The sequence below is a fragment of the Shewanella pealeana ATCC 700345 genome (assembly GCF_000018285.1).
In the GTDB taxonomy this organism is placed as follows: Bacteria; Pseudomonadota; Gammaproteobacteria; order Enterobacterales; family Shewanellaceae; genus Shewanella; species Shewanella pealeana.
Map to the genome: position 1 here is coordinate 1,785,350 of NC_009901.1, position 20,118 is coordinate 1,805,467.

At 44.0% G+C, this 20,118-nt stretch carries 21 protein-coding genes; 14 read left to right on the top strand and 7 right to left on the bottom strand.

Annotation, left to right across the window (positions count from 1 at the left end; genetic code table 11):
* The first annotated feature begins 88 nt into the window (after positions 1 to 88).
* Complete coding sequence (locus tag SPEA_RS07760; protein WP_041410881.1) at positions 89 to 991, top strand: chemotaxis protein; 903 nt, start codon at positions 89 to 91, stop codon at positions 989 to 991.
* A gap of 179 nt (positions 992 to 1,170) precedes the next feature.
* Positions 1,171 to 2,394, top strand: a complete 1,224-nt coding sequence (sstT, locus tag SPEA_RS07765; protein ID WP_012154715.1) for a serine/threonine transporter SstT — start codon at positions 1,171 to 1,173, stop codon at positions 2,392 to 2,394.
* Positions 2,395 to 2,514: 120 nt separating this feature from the next.
* Here the strand turns inward: sstT and SPEA_RS07770 are convergent, their stop codons facing one another.
* Positions 2,515 to 3,885 (bottom strand): Gfo/Idh/MocA family protein, encoded by a 1,371-nt coding sequence (locus tag SPEA_RS07770; RefSeq protein WP_012154716.1) that lies wholly within the window; start codon positions 3,883 to 3,885, stop codon positions 2,515 to 2,517.
* Positions 3,886 to 4,169: 284 nt separating this feature from the next.
* Between SPEA_RS07770 and SPEA_RS07775 the strand changes: the two genes are divergently transcribed.
* On the top strand, positions 4,170 to 4,580 hold the full coding sequence (locus SPEA_RS07775; RefSeq protein ID WP_012154717.1) for a hypothetical protein: 411 nt from the start codon (positions 4,170 to 4,172) through the stop codon (positions 4,578 to 4,580).
* Positions 4,581 to 4,749: 169 nt separating this feature from the next.
* Here the strand turns inward: SPEA_RS07775 and SPEA_RS07780 are convergent, their stop codons facing one another.
* Together SPEA_RS07780 and SPEA_RS07785 are read right to left on the bottom strand one after the other, a co-directional pair.
* The gene (locus SPEA_RS07780; RefSeq protein WP_012154718.1) at positions 4,750 to 5,403 is read right to left on the bottom strand and encodes an RluA family pseudouridine synthase; all 654 of its coding nucleotides are present in this window, start codon (positions 5,401 to 5,403) and stop codon (positions 4,750 to 4,752) included.
* 136 nt (positions 5,404 to 5,539) lie between these two features.
* Complete coding sequence (locus tag SPEA_RS07785; RefSeq protein ID WP_012154719.1) at positions 5,540 to 6,133, bottom strand: acyl carrier protein phosphodiesterase; 594 nt, start codon at positions 6,131 to 6,133, stop codon at positions 5,540 to 5,542.
* A gap of 155 nt (positions 6,134 to 6,288) precedes the next feature.
* Here SPEA_RS07785 and SPEA_RS23240 point away from each other — a divergent pair, with 155 nt between their 5' ends.
* The 10 genes from SPEA_RS23240 (at position 6,289) to SPEA_RS07830 (ending at position 15,136) form a co-directional block, all read left to right on the top strand.
* Complete coding sequence (locus SPEA_RS23240) at positions 6,289 to 6,462, top strand: hypothetical protein (protein WP_190272096.1); 174 nt, start codon at positions 6,289 to 6,291, stop codon at positions 6,460 to 6,462.
* Positions 6,463 to 6,579: 117 nt separating this feature from the next.
* A complete protein-coding gene (gene queA, locus SPEA_RS07790; protein WP_012154720.1) occupies positions 6,580 to 7,617 on the top strand; it encodes a tRNA preQ1(34) S-adenosylmethionine ribosyltransferase-isomerase QueA in 1,038 nt (345 codons plus the stop codon).
* 185 nt (positions 7,618 to 7,802) lie between these two features.
* Entirely contained in the window at positions 7,803 to 8,936 is a 1,134-nt protein-coding gene (gene tgt / locus SPEA_RS07795; protein WP_012154721.1) for a tRNA guanosine(34) transglycosylase Tgt, read from the top strand.
* Between the two features lie 30 nt (positions 8,937 to 8,966).
* Complete coding sequence (gene yajC / locus SPEA_RS07800) at positions 8,967 to 9,299, top strand: preprotein translocase subunit YajC (RefSeq protein ID WP_012154722.1); 333 nt, start codon at positions 8,967 to 8,969, stop codon at positions 9,297 to 9,299.
* A gap of 17 nt (positions 9,300 to 9,316) precedes the next feature.
* Complete coding sequence (secD, locus tag SPEA_RS07805; protein WP_041410882.1) at positions 9,317 to 11,167, top strand: protein translocase subunit SecD; 1,851 nt, start codon at positions 9,317 to 9,319, stop codon at positions 11,165 to 11,167.
* A gap of 12 nt (positions 11,168 to 11,179) precedes the next feature.
* Positions 11,180 to 12,127 (top strand): protein translocase subunit SecF, encoded by a 948-nt coding sequence (gene secF / locus SPEA_RS07810; RefSeq protein WP_012154724.1) that lies wholly within the window; start codon positions 11,180 to 11,182, stop codon positions 12,125 to 12,127.
* 265 nt (positions 12,128 to 12,392) lie between these two features.
* Entirely contained in the window at positions 12,393 to 12,710 is a 318-nt protein-coding gene (locus SPEA_RS07815) for a putative signal transducing protein (protein WP_012154725.1), read from the top strand.
* The gene (locus SPEA_RS07820; RefSeq protein ID WP_012154726.1) at positions 12,710 to 13,069 is read left to right on the top strand and encodes a rhodanese-like domain-containing protein; all 360 of its coding nucleotides are present in this window, start codon (positions 12,710 to 12,712) and stop codon (positions 13,067 to 13,069) included. Before SPEA_RS07815 ends, SPEA_RS07820 begins: the two co-directional genes overlap by 1 nt.
* Before the next feature lie 83 nt (positions 13,070 to 13,152).
* The gene (locus SPEA_RS07825) at positions 13,153 to 14,064 is read left to right on the top strand and encodes a precorrin-2 dehydrogenase/sirohydrochlorin ferrochelatase family protein (protein WP_012154727.1); all 912 of its coding nucleotides are present in this window, start codon (positions 13,153 to 13,155) and stop codon (positions 14,062 to 14,064) included.
* Between the two features lie 526 nt (positions 14,065 to 14,590).
* On the top strand, positions 14,591 to 15,136 hold the full coding sequence (locus tag SPEA_RS07830; protein ID WP_012154728.1) for a YaeQ family protein: 546 nt from the start codon (positions 14,591 to 14,593) through the stop codon (positions 15,134 to 15,136).
* Positions 15,137 to 15,230: 94 nt separating this feature from the next.
* Here the strand turns inward: SPEA_RS07830 and SPEA_RS07835 are convergent, their stop codons facing one another.
* The 3 genes from SPEA_RS07835 to SPEA_RS07845 all read right to left on the bottom strand — a co-directional run bounded on the left by SPEA_RS07835 (position 15,231) and on the right by SPEA_RS07845 (position 19,225).
* Entirely contained in the window at positions 15,231 to 16,670 is a 1,440-nt protein-coding gene (locus SPEA_RS07835) for a carbon starvation CstA family protein (protein ID WP_012154729.1), read from the bottom strand.
* A 167-nt stretch (positions 16,671 to 16,837) separates the two neighbouring features.
* Positions 16,838 to 17,548: a two-component system response regulator BtsR gene (gene btsR / locus SPEA_RS07840; protein WP_012154730.1), complete on the bottom strand. Its 711-nt coding sequence runs from the start codon at positions 17,546 to 17,548 to the stop codon at positions 16,838 to 16,840.
* A gap of 3 nt (positions 17,549 to 17,551) precedes the next feature.
* Positions 17,552 to 19,225, bottom strand: coding sequence for a sensor histidine kinase (locus tag SPEA_RS07845; protein WP_012154731.1), 1,674 nt, complete (start codon positions 19,223 to 19,225; stop codon positions 17,552 to 17,554).
* Between the two features lie 185 nt (positions 19,226 to 19,410).
* Here SPEA_RS07845 and SPEA_RS07850 point away from each other — a divergent pair, with 185 nt between their 5' ends.
* Positions 19,411 to 19,653: a YecH family metal-binding protein gene (locus SPEA_RS07850; RefSeq protein WP_012154732.1), complete on the top strand. Its 243-nt coding sequence runs from the start codon at positions 19,411 to 19,413 to the stop codon at positions 19,651 to 19,653.
* Positions 19,654 to 19,724: 71 nt separating this feature from the next.
* Here the strand turns inward: SPEA_RS07850 and SPEA_RS07855 are convergent, their stop codons facing one another.
* Complete coding sequence (locus tag SPEA_RS07855) at positions 19,725 to 20,021, bottom strand: PilZ domain-containing protein (RefSeq protein WP_012154733.1); 297 nt, start codon at positions 20,019 to 20,021, stop codon at positions 19,725 to 19,727.
* Between the last annotated feature and the right edge of the window lie 97 nt (positions 20,022 to 20,118).

The window sequence follows — 20,118 nt, forward strand, 5'->3', positions numbered from 1 at the left end:
TTGCGTATGGTGATTGAGTTAGAGTTTGCTCAAACTATTATAGATAGCGAGTGGCAGGATTTAAATGGATGCAATAACGGGGAAAAAAATGAAGAGTAAGGCGAGCCAATCTCAAGGTTTACTCCTGTTTCAGCTTTCTCTGACACAGTTATTTGCACTGGGCACTTTGAAAATACGCGAGTTGGTTCCTTATACACCATTAAGCGTGATCCCTCATTCTCACCCTACCATTTTAGGTGCGGCCAACATACGCGGTACTACCATCCCTATCGTCGATATGGCTGCCGCAGTGGGATATCGACCGATTAGCGACGAGGAACTGAAAGATAGCTATATTATCATTACCGATTGCCAAAGAATGGTGATTGGCTTTCTTGTGCGTTCAATCGATAAGATTATCGAGTGTAACTGGCGTGATATTGAGAAACCACCGAGTAATTTAGGCAAGAATGCTTACCTGACAGGGGTGACAAAAATTGATGGTAAGTTGGTGCAATTACTGGATGTGGAATTACTCCTTTCTAAAGTCTTCCCGGCCAGTCCTGAAACGACTCGCGCTATTTTGACGGATGTTCAGCGTGAATATTTAAAGCCGCTCAATATTTTACTGGTTGACGACTCTAAAGTGGCCCGTAAACAACTGAGCGACGCATTAGAAAGTATCAATATTCCTTATCAGGTCACTGCCGATGGTAAGGAAGCCTTATTGATAATGGAGCAAGCAGAGCGTGAAAACAGGGCTATCGATATCCTAGTCAGCGATATTGAAATGCCAGGACTTGATGGCTATGAGCTTGCCTTCGAAGTTAAGAACAACCCTGCAATTGCACCCGCTTATATCATTTTACACACTTCGCTATCCAGTGAAATTAGTGTCAGCCAGGCTCATCAAGTGGGGGCCAACGAAGCACTCACCAAATTTGATGCTCACGAGTTGATCGAAGCCATGTTGCGAGGAGCCGAAAAAGCAACAGCGATGACTAATGTTTAGGGTCTTATTAGCAGTATGTTATCAGTGAGTAATAACCGAGCTTATTTGTCTGGTAAAGGTAGACAATACTTGCCACATCCGATACAAACTGTTTCGAAGGAAGATTAATTTTATTTAAGGTTCGCCTAATGGTGGCTTAAATAGGATTACCACATATTATAAAAACGACAGGTCAAGTAATGAATCAAAAACCATCTTTGTTTGCCCGTTTGGCAGACGGCAGTTTAGTGTTACAAATTCTTGTAGGTATTATCGCTGGCGTTATTTTAGCAACCGTATCTAAATCCGGTGCTGAAAGTGTTGCGTTTTTAGGTCAGCTTTTTGTTGGTGCCTTAAAAGCAATCGCACCGATTTTAGTCTTTATCTTAGTAGCGGCATCGATTGCCAACCAAAAGAAAAATGCTAAAACCAATATGCGTCCAATTGTGATTCTGTATCTATTTGGTACTTTTTCGGCTGCGGTCACCGCTGTGTTGATGAGCTTTGCATTTCCGACCACACTAGCATTAACGCTAGATGCTGCTCAGGCAAGCCCACCAGAAGGGATCGGTGAAGTGATTCATACCTTGTTGTTTCAGCTAGTCGATAACCCAGTTAATGCGGTAATAACGGGTAACTATATCGGTATTCTAGCCTGGGGTGTAGGTCTAGGTTTAGCGCTACACCATGCAACAGATTCTACTAAGCTTGTGTTCGCCGATGTGAGCCATGGTGTATCGCAGATGGTGCGCTTTATTATTCGTTTAGCACCTATTGGTATTTTTGGTTTAGTATCATCAACATTTGCTACCACAGGCTTTAGCGCAATAGCGGGTTATATGCATCTGCTTCTCGTTCTTCTTGGGGCAATGGCGATCATGGCGCTGATCATAAACCCTGCGATTGTGTTTTTTAAAATACGCCGTAACCCATATCCACTAGTGTTTACTTGTCTTCGTGAAAGTGGCGTAACAGCCTTCTTCACTCGCTCAAGTGCGGCGAATATTCCAGTGAATATGGCGTTATGTGAAAAGCTAAAACTGCATGAAGATACATACTCGGTTTCTATCCCTCTAGGCGCAACCATCAACATGGGTGGCGCAGCGATTACGATTACTATCCTAACGCTTGCGGCAGCCAACTCTATGGGCATTCAAGTGGATATTCTTACTGCCATTTTGCTAAGTGTTGTAGCGGGTGTTTCTGCTTGTGGTGCATCGGGTGTTGCTGGTGGCTCACTGTTACTGATTCCATTGGCATGTAGCCTGTTTGGTATTTCAAATGATGTAGCCATGCAGGTTGTTGCAGTAGGCTTTATCATTGGTGTTATCCAAGATTCGGCTGAAACGGGTCTTAACAGTTCGACAGACGTTATCTTTACCGCGGCAGCTTGTGAAGCGGCAGAGAGAAAAGAAAACGCTTAAATCTGCGAAGCGATTAATAACGAAAAGCCCGCTCACTATGTGAGCGGGCTTTTTTTTTGTTTGCGAGTCTATCAGCTGTAGGGCATAAGAGTTTTATATTGAAAGGAACACTTCGCTTGCTTAAGTGCCGATAATACCGAGAGGCTTCCCCGTTTTCCATGCTCCGCGAGTGAAGTCTGGAAAATTCACCGAGTTACTGCGGTTATTGACCGACTCTTGGCTGAGAATATTCACTACAGACCAAGCTGTACCGTCATAAACATCTTGATCTAATGGTTCGCTATTTCTTAAGCAATAGACCATGCGCCACAGCATTAAAAAGTCCATGCCGCCATGCCCCCCATTACGCTCAGCTTCTTGTCCCATCTGTAGCCATAGAGGGTGATCATACTTGGCATACCATTTTGCCATATCCATATCCCACTTGTGGTAGCTATCAGAGCCTGCCTGTTCAATAGCGATGCGGTTAGGAAAGCCCGCAAACACGCCATTAGTGCCTTGAATAAGGTTGTGACGACTATAGGGGCGTGGGGTCGTAGTATCGTGCTGAACCATGATGGTACGGCCTTTTACCGTTTTTATAAGAGAGGTATTGATATCACCGTTGATGTAGTCGAGCTGGTTGCGTTCATGATCGGCTGGGAATTCACGCTTTGCGTATAAGCCACGACCCAGAGCTGGGGAGCTCATCGAAGTCAGATAATCGAATCTGTCACCGCGATTAATATTCATATACTGGGAAACTGGGCCTAAACCATGGGTTGGATACAGGTTGCCATTTCGTTTAGTGTGCCAGTATGTACGCCAAGAACCCGTTTTGCTGTCGATCTCCTTCATCTGCCAGCGAAGTTCATGGATATAAGCGGCCTCTCCATGGAGCAATTCGCCAAATAAGCCCTGACGAACCATATTGAGTACCATCAATTCGTCTCTTCCGTAGTTAACGTTTTCCATCATCATGCAATTCTTCTGGGTACGTTCTGCGGTGTCGACGATTTGCCAGCACTCATCGACGGTCAACGCTAGGGGCACCTCAACAAAGGCGTGCTTGCCACTCTCCATGGTGTTGATGGCCATGGGAGCATGCCACTCCCATGGGGTCGAGATAATCACAATATCGATGTCATCGCGATTAAGTAAATCTTTATAGGCTTGTTCACTGCCCGTATATTGGGCTGGCTTAGGGAGTCCTTGAGTCGTTACGAATTGAATCGATTCGTCTAATACTTGGGGATCGGTATCGCAAATGGCTTTGATCTCAACCCCATCTAGATGACAAAAATGTTTTACATGGCCCGAACCGCGTTGACCTACACCGATAAAGCCAACTCTAACAGTATCCATTTTGGGCACGACTAAACCCATTACTGACGGGCCAGCAGCGGGCTTTTTGGGAACAGCTTCTGCAGATGATAATGGAAGTTGCGAGGTGAGGATCCCTGCTGCTGAGAGACCGGCTGTTTTCAAAAAATGTCGGCGATTAAGTTTCATCTTAAGTCCTGGGCGATTTTATTAGAATAGGTTTGACCCTAAGAGTTATATCAAATTCGGTAGATAAAAGGTTAAAAGCAAGTATATCAATTTGTAGCACTTGTCTTTTTATGCGGATTTACTAAAGTAATGCATAGAAAGTGATTTATATCGCGTTTTTAATTTTTGATTGCGATACACTTTTTACTAAAAGGTGGCTGTATCATTGTGATTGCTTTCTTTGTTTACAACTGATTTGTCTAACAAAAATATTACAAACGCTTTTTAATGGAGAAGACTAACAGATGACACTTGTGCGCAATAGGACAGAAGAAGTTATTCAAATTGAGAGAGAAGCGAAACTCAAGGAGATGGAAATGTCAGTAGTTGAAAAGCGTAGACGTCTGTCTTGGCGAGAGGATGAACTCAGCTCTCGTGAAGTGCTAGGCCGTTGGATAGATGAACGGCCACTGCTGGGTGATAAAATTACCCTGTATAAACAAGCCGGTAAGTATTACCTTGAAACTTGGTATCTAGATGGTTGCCATAGCTTGGATGAGATGATCTCTGAAGAGACGGAAGAAGGCATAAAACTTGAGGACAAGGGCGGCAATATTTTTGGTGAATACTTTATGTTGACGACAGAGAATGAGCTTAAATTCTGTAATTCAGCTAATTGTTATTACACCGCAAAAATTAACGTCGAGGCGGCTTAACCTTTTAACTGAACCTCAACATTGAGTGGCTAAGTAGTAAAAACTTGCATTAGATTGTTTAAAGCATAAAAGGGGCATAAGCCCCTTTTTCGTGATTAAATTTAGCTATGACTACAATGCGAGTACTCGTTGAATGGTAACTAAATTGTTAGTATTCAATGAGTAGGGGTTAGAATGGATGCACACTGTTAAAGTGCATCGCTTTACCTGAGTAAGGGTGAGTAAAGCTTAAGCTTTGTGCATGCAGTTGCAAACGTTTCGCGGCACTCATCACTTGCTCAGAACCATAAAAATCATCACCTAAAATGGGGTGTCCTATAGCTAACATATGCACCCTTAGTTGGTGGGTTCTCCCCGTGACAGGTTTGAGTTCGACAAGAGTGCTGTGAGGTTTTTGTTGTAAAACTTTATAATGTGTTATCGCAGCCTTGCCTAACTCACTGACCATCTGCTTTGGTGGATTGAGTTTATCTGCAGCAATAGACAATTCAATCACACCACTTTGCAGTTTGAATATACCATCAACCTCTGCGATGTAAGTCTTCTGTGTTTGTCTATCTTGAAACTGGGTTTTTAGGTTTGACTCGGCTTTCTTGTTACGAGCAAATACCATGATGCCTGACGTTGCGCAGTCTAAGCGGTGCACAAGTATGCAGTCTTTAAATCGCTGTTGCAGGCGTGTGAGTGCACAATCGTGGGTGTATTCAGCGATCCCTGGATTTGATAGCAAACCTGATGGCTTATTGATTACGATAATATCTCGGTCGAGATAACGGATATCTAACCAAGGAATACTGGGGGGCTTATAGCTAAATATTTGCATGAGTTCTCCTATTGCGGCGCAATTCTAGCAAAATACTCAGCGTTAAGACATGCACTTAATTTAGAGGATGAGTTGTAAAGTGGCTCAAATTAATCTGGCGATCCAATCTAAGCCCCTTAAGAAAGACAATAACTGCTTACAGATACTCTGGTGGGGTGTTACGTGTCCATAAACGGCTATATGCCATCAGCTGAGGATAGAAGGTACGAAAGGCTATTTCTATTTCAGTATCAAGTTTTTTCACGCATTCTTGAGCCCCGTTGAAAATCTCAGGCTTAGAGACTCGTTTAGCAACAGACGCGAGGGTTTGATTGAGACCTTTACGGGTTTGATAAGCCACAAGCCAGTCCTCTTGACGGATCTTAGGGGCTATTGATACCAATTGCTCGGGGAGATCTTTACACTCATCAATGGCGTCATAGGCTTTAATAGCGAACTCCTCAAGACTTTGGTGATGATATTCGTCCCAATATTTAGCCAGCATATGGTCGAAACTTAAGTCAATAATAATCGGTGCAGCACGAGTTAATGTCTTGGGGAAAAGAGTGAGTAGCTCTTTGGTGATTTCATGGCTATCGGTAAGCTGATCTATTTGTCGATGTAGCCATATTCCTTGCTGAAGATGTTTAGGGAAATGTTCGATGCTGCCTTTTGCAAAGTCGCCGGCAATATTGGCTGCCAATGAGGTTTGGCTATTGTCTGCTAGGTGCAGGTGTGCAAGAAAGTTCATATTTTATACTTGGTGATTCGCGTACTTCACGTTATCATGCAGGGCGATGCGAAGGAAATTCTTTCTTGAGATTATTCAATATTTAAGGCTTTCCAAAAGGATGTGCATCTTAAAACAGCAATATATCCACCAATAAAACGGTTTGAGGATCAAGGATGATGTGGAACTGGTTAACCCAAAAATTACGCCGTCGCGCTCAAGTTAGACGAAAAAAAGTCGAAATTGATATTCCCTACGCTCAACACCGCTATCGTATTGAAGATTTAGATAGCAAAAAAACTGTCAATACTACTCAGAAGCAGCCGAGTAAATATAAATCGTTTAATTAATATTCTGGTTTTATCGCATTAAACACGGATATTGGGCGTTTTTTAGGATTGGATTGTTGATCTTCTTTAGCTCTAGCCATAGACTAGCGGCCGATTTAGACACAGTAGAGACTTTCCATGCGCGTTGCAGATTATTCTTTCGAACTCCCAGATGAGTTAATTGCCCGTTACCCAACGGCAGAGCGGACAGCGTCCCGGCTGCTATCTCTTGACGGTAATAGTGGTCAGTTGGCAGATCTGCAATTTACCGATATTTTGGAGCAAGTCAATCCAGGCGATTTAATGGTGTTCAATAATACCCGGGTTATTCCTGCGCGTATGTTTGGCACTAAGCAGTCGGGTGGTAAATTGGAGATCTTAGTCGAGCGTATGCTTGATGATAAAAGAGTTCTTGCCCATGTTCGTTGTTCTAAGTCGCCTAAAGTCGATTCAATTGTCTGCCTTGATGGTGGCTACGAGATGGTCATGCTCGCTAGACATGACGCTTTATTTGAACTGTCGCTGCAAAGTGATAAGACCATCTTAGAAGTACTCGAAGAAGTCGGCCATATGCCGCTACCACCTTATATCGATAGACCGGATGAAGATGCGGATAAAGAGCGCTATCAAACGGTTTACAACCAAAACCCTGGTGCGGTTGCAGCGCCGACAGCCGGTCTGCACTTTGATGATGCTATACTTGCAGCACTGAAAGCAAAGGGCGTAAACACTGCATTTGTCACCTTGCATGTTGGCGCAGGTACCTTCCAGCCAGTGCGAGTCGATAATATTCTCGATCATAAAATGCATTCTGAGTGGGCCGAAGTGCCACAAACTGTGGTGGATTTAATTGGTGAGACAAAAGCGAGAGGCAATCGCGTCATTGCCGTTGGCACTACATCGGTGCGTTCACTAGAAAGTGCAGCTAAAGCATCACAAGGTGTATTACAGTCATTTAGTGGTGACACAGATATCTTTATTTATCCTGGATATCAGTTCCAAGTGGTCGATGCCATGGTGACAAACTTCCACCTACCAGAGTCGACACTCATCATGTTGCTGAGTGCCTTTGCTGGCTTCGATGAGGTAAAAAACGCCTATCAGCACGCGATTGCTCAAAAATACCGCTTCTTTAGCTATGGTGACGCCATGTTTGTGACCAAAAAAGCGAACTAATTATCCAAATTGCTTTAAAATACCCAGTTCATAATATGAAGTGGGTATTTTTTTATCCGCGGATTTAATGCATATTTTGGCACTTTAGGGTTGATACTGAATTGTTTGCCCTTATGTTTGTCATAATCTTAGACTCAAATACTTGAGTTAACTCAGGTCAGACTGTTTATCTGGCGAGGTGAAAAATGAAATTTGAATTAGATACAACTCAAGGCCGCGCACGTCGTGGTCGTTTGATTTTTGAACGTGGTACGGTTGAAACGCCAGCGTTTATGCCTGTCGGTACTTACGGTACCGTTAAAGGTATGACGCCTGAAGAAGTGCGCGAAACTGGCGCAGACATTCTGCTTGGTAATACTTTCCACCTTTGGTTACGTCCAGGTGAAGAGATTATGCGTAAGCATGGCGACTTGCATGACTTCATGAATTGGCAACGTCCTATTTTGACCGACTCGGGTGGATTCCAGGTTTTTAGCTTGGGTGATATTCGTAAGATCACTGAAGAAGGCGTTCATTTCCGCTCACCAATTAACGGTGAAAAGATTTTCTTGGACCCAGAAAAGTCGATGCAAATTCAAGACTCATTAGGCAGCGATGTAGTAATGATTTTTGACGAATGCACCCCGTACCCGGCAACTGAGGACGAAGCTCGTAAATCGATGCAGATGTCACTTCGTTGGGCGCAGCGTTCACGCGATGAGTTTGACAGACTTGAAAACCCGAACTCTTTGTTCGGTATTATTCAAGGCGGTGTTTATGAAGACCTTCGTGACGAAAGCCTAAATGGCTTAGTCGACATTGGTTTTGATGGATACGCTGTTGGTGGTTTAGCAGTTGGCGAGCCAAAGGAAGACATGCACCGCATTCTTGAGCATGTTTGTCCAAAAATTCCAGCTGATAAACCTCGTTATTTGATGGGGGTCGGTAAGCCAGAAGATTTAGTTGAAGGCGTACGTCGCGGCGTGGACATGTTCGATTGTGTTATGCCAACACGAAATGCTCGTAACGGTCATCTGTTTACCAGTGAAGGTGTTATTAAGATCCGTAATGCACGTCATCGCGATGATACTTCACCACTCGATGATAAGTGTGATTGTTATACCTGTAAGAACTACTCTCGGGCATACCTTTACCACTTAGATCGTTGTAATGAGATTCTAGGTGCTCGATTAAACACCATTCATAACCTTCGCTATTACCAAAGATTGATGGAAGGTTTGCGTGGCGCTATCGAGACAGGTACATTAGACGCCTTTGTTACGGAATTCTATACCAGCCAAGGTCGAGAAGTACCTGAAGTTCCTGAATTATCCGATTAATTTTTACTCAGACAATTAGAAGAGAATACTATGTTTATTTCAAACGCATATGCAGCTGATGCACCTGTTGGTGGCGCTGGTGGTACGATGGAACTGATTTTCATGTTGGTCATCTTTGGCCTAATTTTTTACTTCATGATTTTCCGTCCACAATCTAAGCGCGTTAAAGAGCACAAGAACCTAATGAGCTCTTTGAGCAAAGGTGATGAAGTGCTAACAAGCGGTGGTATTTTAGGTAAGATCGCCAAAATTAGTGATGAAAACGACTACGTTTTGTTGACTATCAACGAGACGAGTGAAATCACGATTAAGAAGGATTATATTGCGGCCGTATTGCCAAAAGGCTCTATTAAGTCACTTTAAGCCAAGAGGGCGATGGCGTGTTGAATAAATACCCGATGTGGAAAAACCTAATGGTGATAATCATTATCTCCATAGGTGCATTCTATGCGATACCAAACCTTTTCGGTGAAGACCACGCAGTTCAAGTGGTAGCCACACGAGGAGCAGAGGTCTCAGCGTCGACAATGTCGACAGTAAATGAAGTATTAAAGAGCAAAGGAATCGCTGTTAAGCGTTCTGAGCTTGAAAATGGTCAGTTGTTAGTACGTGTAAATAATGGTGAAGAGCAATTACTTGCTAAAGAAGCGATTAGCGATGCGTTAGGCGACAAGTACACCGTAGCACTAAACTTAGCTCCAGCGACTCCAGAGTGGCTTGAGGCCATGGGCGGTTCGCCGATGAAACTAGGTTTGGACTTACGTGGTGGTGTTCACTTCTTAATGGAAGTGGATATGGGCGAAGCGATTCGTAAGATGACCGAAGCCAAGGTTGCAGACTTCAGAACTGATTTACGAGCTGAGAAAATTCGCTACGCGGGTATTCGTAATGGCGCCAAAGGCATCGAGATTAAGTTTCGCGATGCCGAGACTTTAACGAAAGCTGAAAACTTTCTTAAGTCTCGCAGCAATGACATGGTCTTCCAAGACAAGACTGTTGGCGATGACTATGTCCTTGTTGCTAATCCAAGTGAAGCTTATTTAAAGCAGATTAAAGAGGAAGCACTACAGCAAAACATCACTACACTACGTAACCGTGTAAACGAGCTAGGTGTGGCTGAACCTGTTGTGCAACGTCAAGGTGCTGAACGTATTATCGTTGAGCTACCAGGTGTTCAAGATACTGCTCGCGCGAAAGAAATTTTGAGTGCGACAGCATCGATTGAATTCCATATGGTTGACGAGAAAGCCGATGTTCAAGCTGCAATGAGTGGCCGTGTGCCTGCGGGGTCTGAGCTTTATCAGCGCCGTACCGGTGGTCCAGTTGTCTTGAAAAAAGCGGTTATGTTGACCGGTGATCATATTCAAGGTGCGCAGCCTAGCTTTGACGAATATAGCCGTCCGCAAGTCGCAATTAACCTTGATGCGAAAGGTGGTTCAATTTTCTCTAACGTGACTAAAGACAACATCGGTAAGCCGATGGCAACGCTATTTATCGAGTATAAAGATACCGGTGAAAAGAATGCTGACGGTAGCGTTAAGATGAAGAAGATTGAGGAAGTGATTTCGGTTGCTACCATTCAAGCGCGTCTTGGTCGTAACTTTGTTATCACAGGTCTTGAGCATGCTGAAGCACAGAACCTAGCGTTATTGCTACGTGCTGGTGCGCTAATTGCTCCTGTTTATATCGTTGAAGAACGTACCATTGGTCCAAGCCTTGGTAAGGAAAACATCGACAACGGTATGCAAGCCATGATCTGGGGTATGGCTGTTGTACTTATCTTCATGTTGGTTTATTACCGTGGCTTTGGTCTTATTGCTAACTTAGCGCTAACCGCTAACTTAGTGATGGTTGTGGGCGTAATGTCTATGATCCCTGGCGCAGTATTAACCCTACCTGGTATTGCTGGTATGGTGTTAACTGTAGGTATGGCGGTTGATGGTAACGTACTGATTTACGAGCGTATTCGTGAAGAACTTCGTAACGGTCGTAGCGTACAGCAAGCGATTCATGAAGGATACGGTAACGCATTCTCAACTATCGCCGATGCGAACATCACTACCTTTATGACGGCGCTTATCTTATTTGCCGTAGGTACGGGAGCTGTGAAAGGCTTCGCGGTGACCTTAATGATCGGTATCGCCACTTCTATGTTTACTTGTATCGTAGGTACACGCTCAATCGTGAATGCGATATGGGGTGGTAAACGCGTGAAGAAACTGTCTATTTAAGGGGAAGTTGAAATGTTACAGGTTTTAAATGTTAAAGGTACAGTCAACTTCCTGCGTCACGCACTTCCTATCAGTATTTTATCTGCTGTGTTAGTGCTAGGTTCGATTGTGACCTTAGCAACAAAAGGTATTAACTGGGGATTAGACTTCACCGGTGGTACCGTTGTTGAGCTTGAATTTTCTAAGCCCGCTGATTTGAATGCAATTCGCACGAATCTCTCAAGTGAGTCGGTAGCTGGTGCATTGGTACAGAACTTCGGTTCTAGCCGCGATGTGCTTATTCGTCTTCCTGTTAAAGATGACTTTAAGAGTGAAGATCAAGTCAATGACGTAATGGCTGCAGTGACTCAGCTTGACTCTGCTGTTATTCAAAAGCGTGTCGAGTTTGTTGGGCCTCAAGTAGGTAAAGAACTTGCAGAGCAGGGTGGACTAGCGGTTTTAGTCGCTTTGATATGTATTCTTATCTACGTATCTTTCCGTTTCGAATGGCGTCTAGCCTTAGGTTCGGTTGCTGCTTTGGCGCATGACGTCATTGTCACTCTGGGTGTGTTCTCGCTATTGCAGTTAGAGTTCGATCTAACCGTATTAGCTGGTCTGCTAACGGTTGTCGGTTACTCGCTTAACGATACCATCGTTGTATTTGACCGAATTCGAGAGAACTTCCTTAAGCTACGTAAGAGCTTGCCAGAAGAAGTGGTTAATATTTCGATCACTCAGACAATGAGTCGTACCATTATCACAACCGGTACCACTTTGGTTGTGGTTGTAGCCTTGTTCCTTAAAGGCGGCACCATGATCCACGGCTTCGCGACTGCATTGTTGATGGGTATTTTTGTCGGTACTTTCTCATCAATCTATGTGGCGAGCTTCTTGGCTATCAAGCTAGGGATCAATCGTGAGCACATGATGCCAGTTGAAATTGAGAAAGAAGGTGCAGATCAAGACACATTAATGCCTTAATCTGTACTTAGTTAATAAAGCCACCGAAAGGTGGCTTTTTTATGGGTTCACCAATATCGCTTATCTTTGATTTTCTGCGAAAATGAATAGAAACCTTCGCCCCGTGAACCTAGAACAAGTGTTTTATGTTGTTTGAAAAACAGCCCTCGACAGGCTTGTAGATTTAGCTGTAGCATGTAAAAACACTTTTGAAGTGAGCTAAAATTGAGCTAATTGAAGTATTACCCCTTAATTTGCCAACAGAGCAATAGCAGTAGGAAATAACATGGAAGAGCAAACACGTTTGGTTGCAGCAGGGAATCTGCTAGAGGCTCATACTTGGAAAGGCATGCTGGAGGCTAGCGGCATACAAGTCGAGTTAAAAGGGGAGGCTTTGCTAGGTGGTGTTGGTGAGTTGCCTACGGGTATTCAAAATGTCGAGCTTTGGGTTGCAGAGAGTCAATATGAGTTAGCAAAGCAACAGATGGCATCGTTAAATGCACACTGTCCACAATGGAAGTGCGTTAATTGCCATGAAATCAATGAATCAAGTTTCGAGCTCTGCTGGAATTGCAGCGCCGAACGCAGTGAGAAGTACAGTTAATGAAACACAATCCCGCATTTTTAGCGTTAGTTGAAAGTATTTTGCCTTTAGTGACAGAGGTGAATGTTGAGCAATATCAAACGATGAATGACTGGACGTTACTTGACGTTCGTGAAGATTCTGAGTGGTTGAAAGGGCGTTTACCTAACGCGCTACATCTTGGTCGTGGCATTATTGAAAGAGACATCGAGACACTTTTCCCTGAAAAAGATACCCCGCTAGTTTTGTACTGTGGTGGCGGATATCGTTCAGCGTTAGCGGCGAACAACCTTCAGGTTATGGGTTATACCAAAGTGGTATCCTTAGCCGGTGGTTATAAAGCGTGGCTTGAGCGACAATTGCCGATAGAAAATGACTAAGCTTGCCTGTATTCGTCGATAACTAAGGCTACGGGTCGCTAGTCGGTTAATATCGTTATTATTCGAAAAGGTGTAACTGCTCAATGCAATATTTTCCGCTGTTTGTTGATACCCATTCACTTAAGGTGCTTGTTGTTGGCGCGGGTGATGTTGCCAGCCGCAAGCTCGACTTGCTTAGTCGCACAGAGGCGAGTATTCATGTCATCGCTGTCGATATTTGCCCTGATACGCTCAATTATGTAAAGCAGAGTCGTATTACTCTTGAGCAGCGAGCCGTGAGTGACACAGATATTCAGGGGTATGATCTCGTTTATCTCTGCACTGCGGATAAGCGCCTTAATGAGCGCTTAGCTGGTATCGCCAAAGAGCAGGGAGTTTGGGCAAATGTGGTCGATAATCCAAAGTACTGCCGTTTTATTACCCCTTCAATAGTCGATAGAGGCCGCTTACAGATTGCGATCAGTACAGCGGGCGCGGCCCCTGTTTATGCTCGCGAACTCAGGGCTCGACTTGAATCTTGGTTACCACAGTCTATAACGCCGCTCTTCGATTTTATTGCTGAGCGTCGTCAAGAGGTTCAGCAGCGGTTACCCGTGTTTAAACACAGAAGGGTGTTTTGGGAGCAGTTTTTCAGCCGTAATGACTCTCGGTTTGATGAGAATACACAAAGCCACTATGACGCCAGTTTTCTAATGCAAAAACAGAACGGTGAGCTGCTGTTAATTGATTCATCAACCGCAGTCGATTTACTCCCTATTGGCGCCATGCCTTATCTACAAAAAATTGAAGTAACTTATTCACGGTTAGCCATTCCCTTTGAACTTAATGAGTTATTAAGAAGGGATGCAAGCTTTAGTGATTGTTTTGATGAGGCGACTATAGCCCAGCAATTAGCAGAAGGAGAGTCATGCCTAGTGTACGGTGAGCTTGATGATATAACTTATCTCGCTAAGCGATTCCCAAAGGCCAAATATCTACAAGCTGGTAGCTTCTAGCTCATACCAATCAGTATAAAGATTTGGTCGCTCAGCGAGAGTTTAGCGGCACTGAGACAAGGTCATTAAATACTCCTCGGTAACTGCTCCTGCGTTACTCTACCTCCTATATCCATATAGTCGTGCATTAATGACATTCACACATCAGACCTCCAAGGATGGAGGAAATGTCTTATGTATGTCGGGAACATACAAGACCATGTGGTTTGCAACGAGTGAAGAGCATAGTGAAACTAGGTTTAAGCTCCCTTTTATTCCTTAAGAGTCGCAGTATCAGAGCCGCTAAAACTCGCCATTCTGGAACGTTTTTGGCTGCCTACTTCTGCGTTGAACAACTTCACAAGGGAGCAACCATTCTTTCAGTTATTCGCCTTGAATTAGTTTGTCAAAAACGTTCTGAGTAGATCAACTTCTTATACTGATTGGTATCATACTAACCAGTCGATTTACTTTTTAGTGACGTGATTATGTGTTGCGCCACTAAATTGAGGTAAACTTGGCGCAAATCCTCTTGTGAAAAACACTAATGGCTAAGAAAGCTACCGTATACAAAATCGCAATCCAAATCGCAGATATGGATCGTGGCTATTATCAAGATCATCAATTAACGGTTGCTCAGCACCCATCAGAAACCGATGAACGTATGATGGTGAGACTCCTTGCTTTTGCCATGAATGCCAGTGATTCTCTGACGTTTAGTAAAGGACTTTGCGTCGATGATGAACCCGAGCTTTGGGATAAATCGTTATCAGATGAAATTAACCTCTGGGTTGAATTCGGTCAAAGTGATGAGAAATGGCTGCGTAAAGCGTGCGGTCGTGCCAAACAAGTGCAATTGATCACTTATGGTGGTCGCAGCGTACCGATTTGGTGGAAGCAAAATGAAGCTGCACTTGAGCGTTATGACAATTTAACGATTTGGAATATTCCAGAAGACGCAGTTAAAGCCATGGGGCAGCTGGTCGGTCGCAATATGTCTTTGCAGTTTAATATCTGTGAAGGGCAGATCTGGATCTCAGATAACGACAATAGTGTATTAGTTGAGCCTGAGCTACTAAAAGGCGATAAATAGCGTTTTGGTAATGGTTTTGTATAGGCCGCAACTTTAACACGTAAAAAAAGCCAGTCATTAGACTGGCTTTTTTGTTTGTGTAAAACCTAGCAGGTTATGACTCTTCAGCTACGGCTTCAATTTCGCCTTTGCCTTTGGTCCTAATCATCACCAAACCTGTGATCACTAAGGTCGATACGATACCCGCAATTGTCGATAACATTATTGGTAGACCAGCGCCAAGAGTTGGAGAGCTAAGCATAAAGCTAATCACAACTGTGGTCATAAACATGGCTGGAATCGTACAGATCCAGTGGAACTTGTTTAGACGCAGTAGGTAAGCAGACGCAGTCCATAACATCATTACAGCAGTCGCTTGGTTTGCCACGCCGAAGTAGCGCCAAATTACACCAAAGTCTACTTGAGTTAATACTGCGCCAGCTGCAAACAGTGGAATAGCAAACATCAAACGCTTTGGTAGCTCAGTTTGTGGCATTTTGAAGAATTCAGCTAAAATCAAACGCGCACTACGGAAAGCCGTGTCGCCAGAGGTAATTGGCAATACGATTACACCTAATACCGCCAGGAAACCACCTACAGCGCCTAGAAGACCAGTAGATGCTTCATAAACCACGTTTGCAGGGTTACCCGCCATACCTGCGTTTAGACCTTCAACACCGCCAAAGAACGATAATGCAATAGCACACCAGATAAGCGCGATAATACCTTCACCAATCATTGCACCAAAGAACACAAAGCGGCCATTTGATTCATTTTCAACACAACGTGCCATCAACGGTGACTGAGTTGCATGGAAGCCTGAAATCGCACCACAAGCAATAGTGATGAATAGCGCTGGCCATAGTGGCATGTCATTCGGGTTAAGGTTTGTTAGGAAGTCGCCGATTTCAACGCCAGGCAATAAGCTGTGCTCACTAGAGACGATTAATGCGATGGTTAAACCAACCGACATAAACACTAATAATGCACCGAAGAACGGGTAGAGGCGGCCAATAATCTTGTCTACAGGTACGATAGTCGCAATTAAATAATAGAAGAAGATAATGCCAACGAAAATGCTCAAATCCCAACCTGTTAGCTTAGCTAAAAGGCCCGCTGGAGCAGAGATAAATACCACACCAACTAACAGCAGTAAGATAATAGCAAACACGTTCATAAAGTGCTTAGCGCCTTTACCTAAGTATTTACCAGCAAGACTTGGCACTGACTCGCCGTTGTTGCGAACCGACAACATACCAGAGAAGTAGTCGTGGACAGCACCTGCGAAGATACAACCTAGTACGATCCATAGCATGGCCGCTGGGCCATAAAGTGCACCAAGGATTGGACCAAAGATTGGGCCCACACCTGCGATGTTGAGTAGCTGAATTAAGTACACTTTACCTTTTGACATAGGAACGTAATCGACGCCGTCTGTCTTTGTAAAAGCGGGGGTTTGGCGCTTGGCATTGATGCCGAAAACTTTTTCTACAAATGCACCATAAATAAAGTAGCCACCGATCAACAGACCGACACAAAGGAAAAACCACGACATAATAAATAACTCTCCAAACTTAGAATGTTCGGGAGTGTAAACGTATTTATTTAACGGGAAAGTGGCAAATGGCTAAGCGGTCAAATAGCTAAGGTCAGCGGTTATATGCTGTCCTTAGCGGTTGAACTTTTTAGAGCTGTTGGGACGTCAGTTTATGGGGCCCCAGCCTATTGAAACCCAAATAGCTGCTTTAGTTGTTTTAAGTAACGTCTAGAAACTGGAACCTTAGCGCCTGAGCGGGTTGTCACCTCTGCGCCTCCATCTTGAATTTCAATTTCAGCAATGGCAGCTGGGGCAATTAAGTACTGCCTGTGACAATAGATAAGTGTTGTTTTTTCTGCTAGCACTCTTAATGTCATATGAGTGTGCACTAATTCACTGTCCGTCGCCACATGTACACCACTTACATCGCTATAGACATATTGCACGGCTTCAGTTGCTATAACCTTTAATTTGTTACCACAGAAGCAGGGAATATGTGCCAGATTTACTGCCGTAATAGGTGTTAATATCTTCGGGGTTAAGTCTTTGCGCAGTCTGGCTATCGTGCTGGCAAAGCGCGCGTCATCAATAGGTTTTAATAGGTAATCAAAAGCCTGTTTTTCAAATGCTGTAATTGCATATTCATCAAACGCTGTGATAAACACTATGCGTGGTAAGTGCTCGGGATCTAGCATCGCGGCGAGTTCAAGTCCCGATATCTTCGGCATCTGAATATCTAAGAAAATAAGCTGAGGCTTTAACTTGGTAATCGCTTGTATCGCCTCTACCGCATTACTGCATTGGGCCAGAACTTCGAAATCGGGTTCGTTCTCAAGTAAGATTGCAATCTCATCTCTGGCATAAGGTTCATCGTCAATAATGATGCAGCTAATCAAGGTTTAATTTCCCGTTATTGGTAGGTGGATACTGATTGTCGTGTAGCGGTTAGGCTCACAATCTATAGCTATGCCGAACTGCTGACCAAACATATTTTGAATACGCTTATCGACAATATTCATGCCTAAGCCTTCGCTGTTCGTTGTTGGCTTATATAGGCCTGCATTATCAGTGACTGATAGAAGTAAAGTCTCATCGGCTAGTTGCTCACCTTTAACTGTGATCACACCAGAGCTTAGCATGTTCGAGGTGCCGTGTTTGACCGCATTCTCAATAATGGGTTGCAGGGTGAAGGCCGGAAGCTTGCTGTGCAATAGCGACTCTGGAATATCGATATGGACCGTTAGCTTATCAATAAAGCGGGCTTTCTCAATCGTCAGGTATGAATCTATGTGTTCTAACTCATCGGCGAGTGTGACTAGGCCTGTGGTGCGCTTTAAATTGATCCTTAAAAACTGCGATAAATTTTGAATAAGCTGGCGCGCGGTGTTGGGATCTCGGCGAATAATGGCCGCAATAGTGTTTAAGGCATTAAACAGAAAATGCGGGTTAACTTGGGCTTGCAGGAGCTTTAGCTCTGCTTGAGTAAGTAAGTTTTGTTGAGCGGCAAATCGGCCATAGAGGATCTGATTCGACAATAGGCGGCCCAGGCCTTCGCCTAAGGTACGGTTAATATTCAAAAATAGCTTTTTCTTGGGCTCGTATAGTTTAATAGTACCTATCACCTCAGCGTCGGATCGCAGGGGGATAACTAAACTTGATCCTAGCTGACAATTGCCTGAAATTGAGCAGGCGTAGGGCATGTTGACCCCATCGGCGAACATGACTCTGTCTTGCTCAATGGCATCTTGGGTGATTTTGGATGAGATCGGTGTGCCGGCGATATGGTGGTCGTCGCCAATACCAATAAAGGCGAGTAGCTTTTCAGTGTCGGTTATTGCCACTGCACCGACTTGGGTCTCTTCTTTGACTATCCGCGCGACTTGTTTGCTGGTTTCTTCGTTAAAGCCCGTCGATAAAATGCCCACGCTGCGCTCTGCAATCCTTAATGACTGAGTCGAAAATACCGATGACATCTTGTCATACATGGCTTTTTGATCGCGAATGATACTCATAAATAGCGCCGCGCCGATAGAGTTAATGACTAGCATAGGTAGAGCAATTTGCTCTACAAGGACCCAGGCATCACCGAACGGTTTAGCGACAGTTAGAATAATTAGCATCTGCATGACTTCGGCGGCAAAGGTAACCATGCAGACCATTAATGGCGAGTAGATCAGCTCTTGTTGGCCGATTCGGCGTAGGTAATAGCTCACCATGCCCGCAGATAAGCCTTCAAGGGTTGTCGATATAGCGCAGGCCAAATCGGTAAAGCCGCCCATGCTATAGCGGTGCAGCCCACCGGTTAATCCAACTAAAAATCCAGTGACAGGCCCTCCGAGTAACCCACCGAGTACAGCCCCCATAGCCCGAGTATTGGCAATAGCATCATTGGTCTGCTCACCAAAGTAGGTCGCCATGATACAAAAGCTAGAGAAGATGAAGTAGATATAAACTTTATGGGGCAGACGGGTCGCAGCTTCGGTAAAGACTTTAAAGAGTGGTGTTTTACTAACAAGGTAGACAATCACCATGTAGAGGCTCATCTGTTGTGTTAGTAATAATATTAGGGACATGGAAGACTCACTTTAGAAGAGTGGCTTAGCACAAGCTTAATCAAATGCTTAATATAGTGCGCATCTAGGCTAGTTTCCTACAAAAAATTATGGATAATGACGCGACTGCTAAGCAGATCAAAGTTTTGAGCCTATGGATAGCGTATAAAGTTGCTTAAAATATACAGCTTATTAATAGAGGCAATATGTCAGATTCGATTCATGGTCATCAGGTAATGGAACTTATGCTTGCGCACGGGCAATCTCTAACTAAAGAGGCGCTCAAATCGCTTATGCATAAAGAATTTGGTGAGCAGGCGCGTTTTCACACTTGTTCCGCAAAAGAGATGGATGCCGATGAGTTGATTGCTTTTCTAGAGAAGAAAGGTAAGTTTATTCACTCCGAAGACGGTATCGAAACGGCTGCAGATAGAATTTGCAGTCACTAGTTATACTGATTGGAATTATTGAATACAGTAAAAATAAAGCCTGCATCTGCAGGCTTTATTTTTTATCATATTTATATGAGCTGAAGCGCAACATGGAAGCTAGACTCATTAAGGCGAGCGCAACGGCAGACTTGTCCTTTAACGGTATTTTCATTGTCTTGATTGGCGTTAAAGGTAATTGTCATTAAGGTTCCTAATGGCATGTTTTGTTGGCACTTTAATAGTGCCCCTCTTCGAGATAGGTCGATACAGATGGCTTTAGCAGGTTTGGTGATGGTATCTACATCACTCTGCACGGCAATAACAACTGATTCGCCTTCCATATCCACTCGTGCTGAGTTGCGTCTTTCTTCCCGATAGCTTTCCATACTGTTAGTCCCTTATTCGGTTTAGCGCCATAACTTCGTTCAACTTCTTACACTGACTGGTATTAGTTGATTGAAATAGCTTAAAGCTCTTAACAGG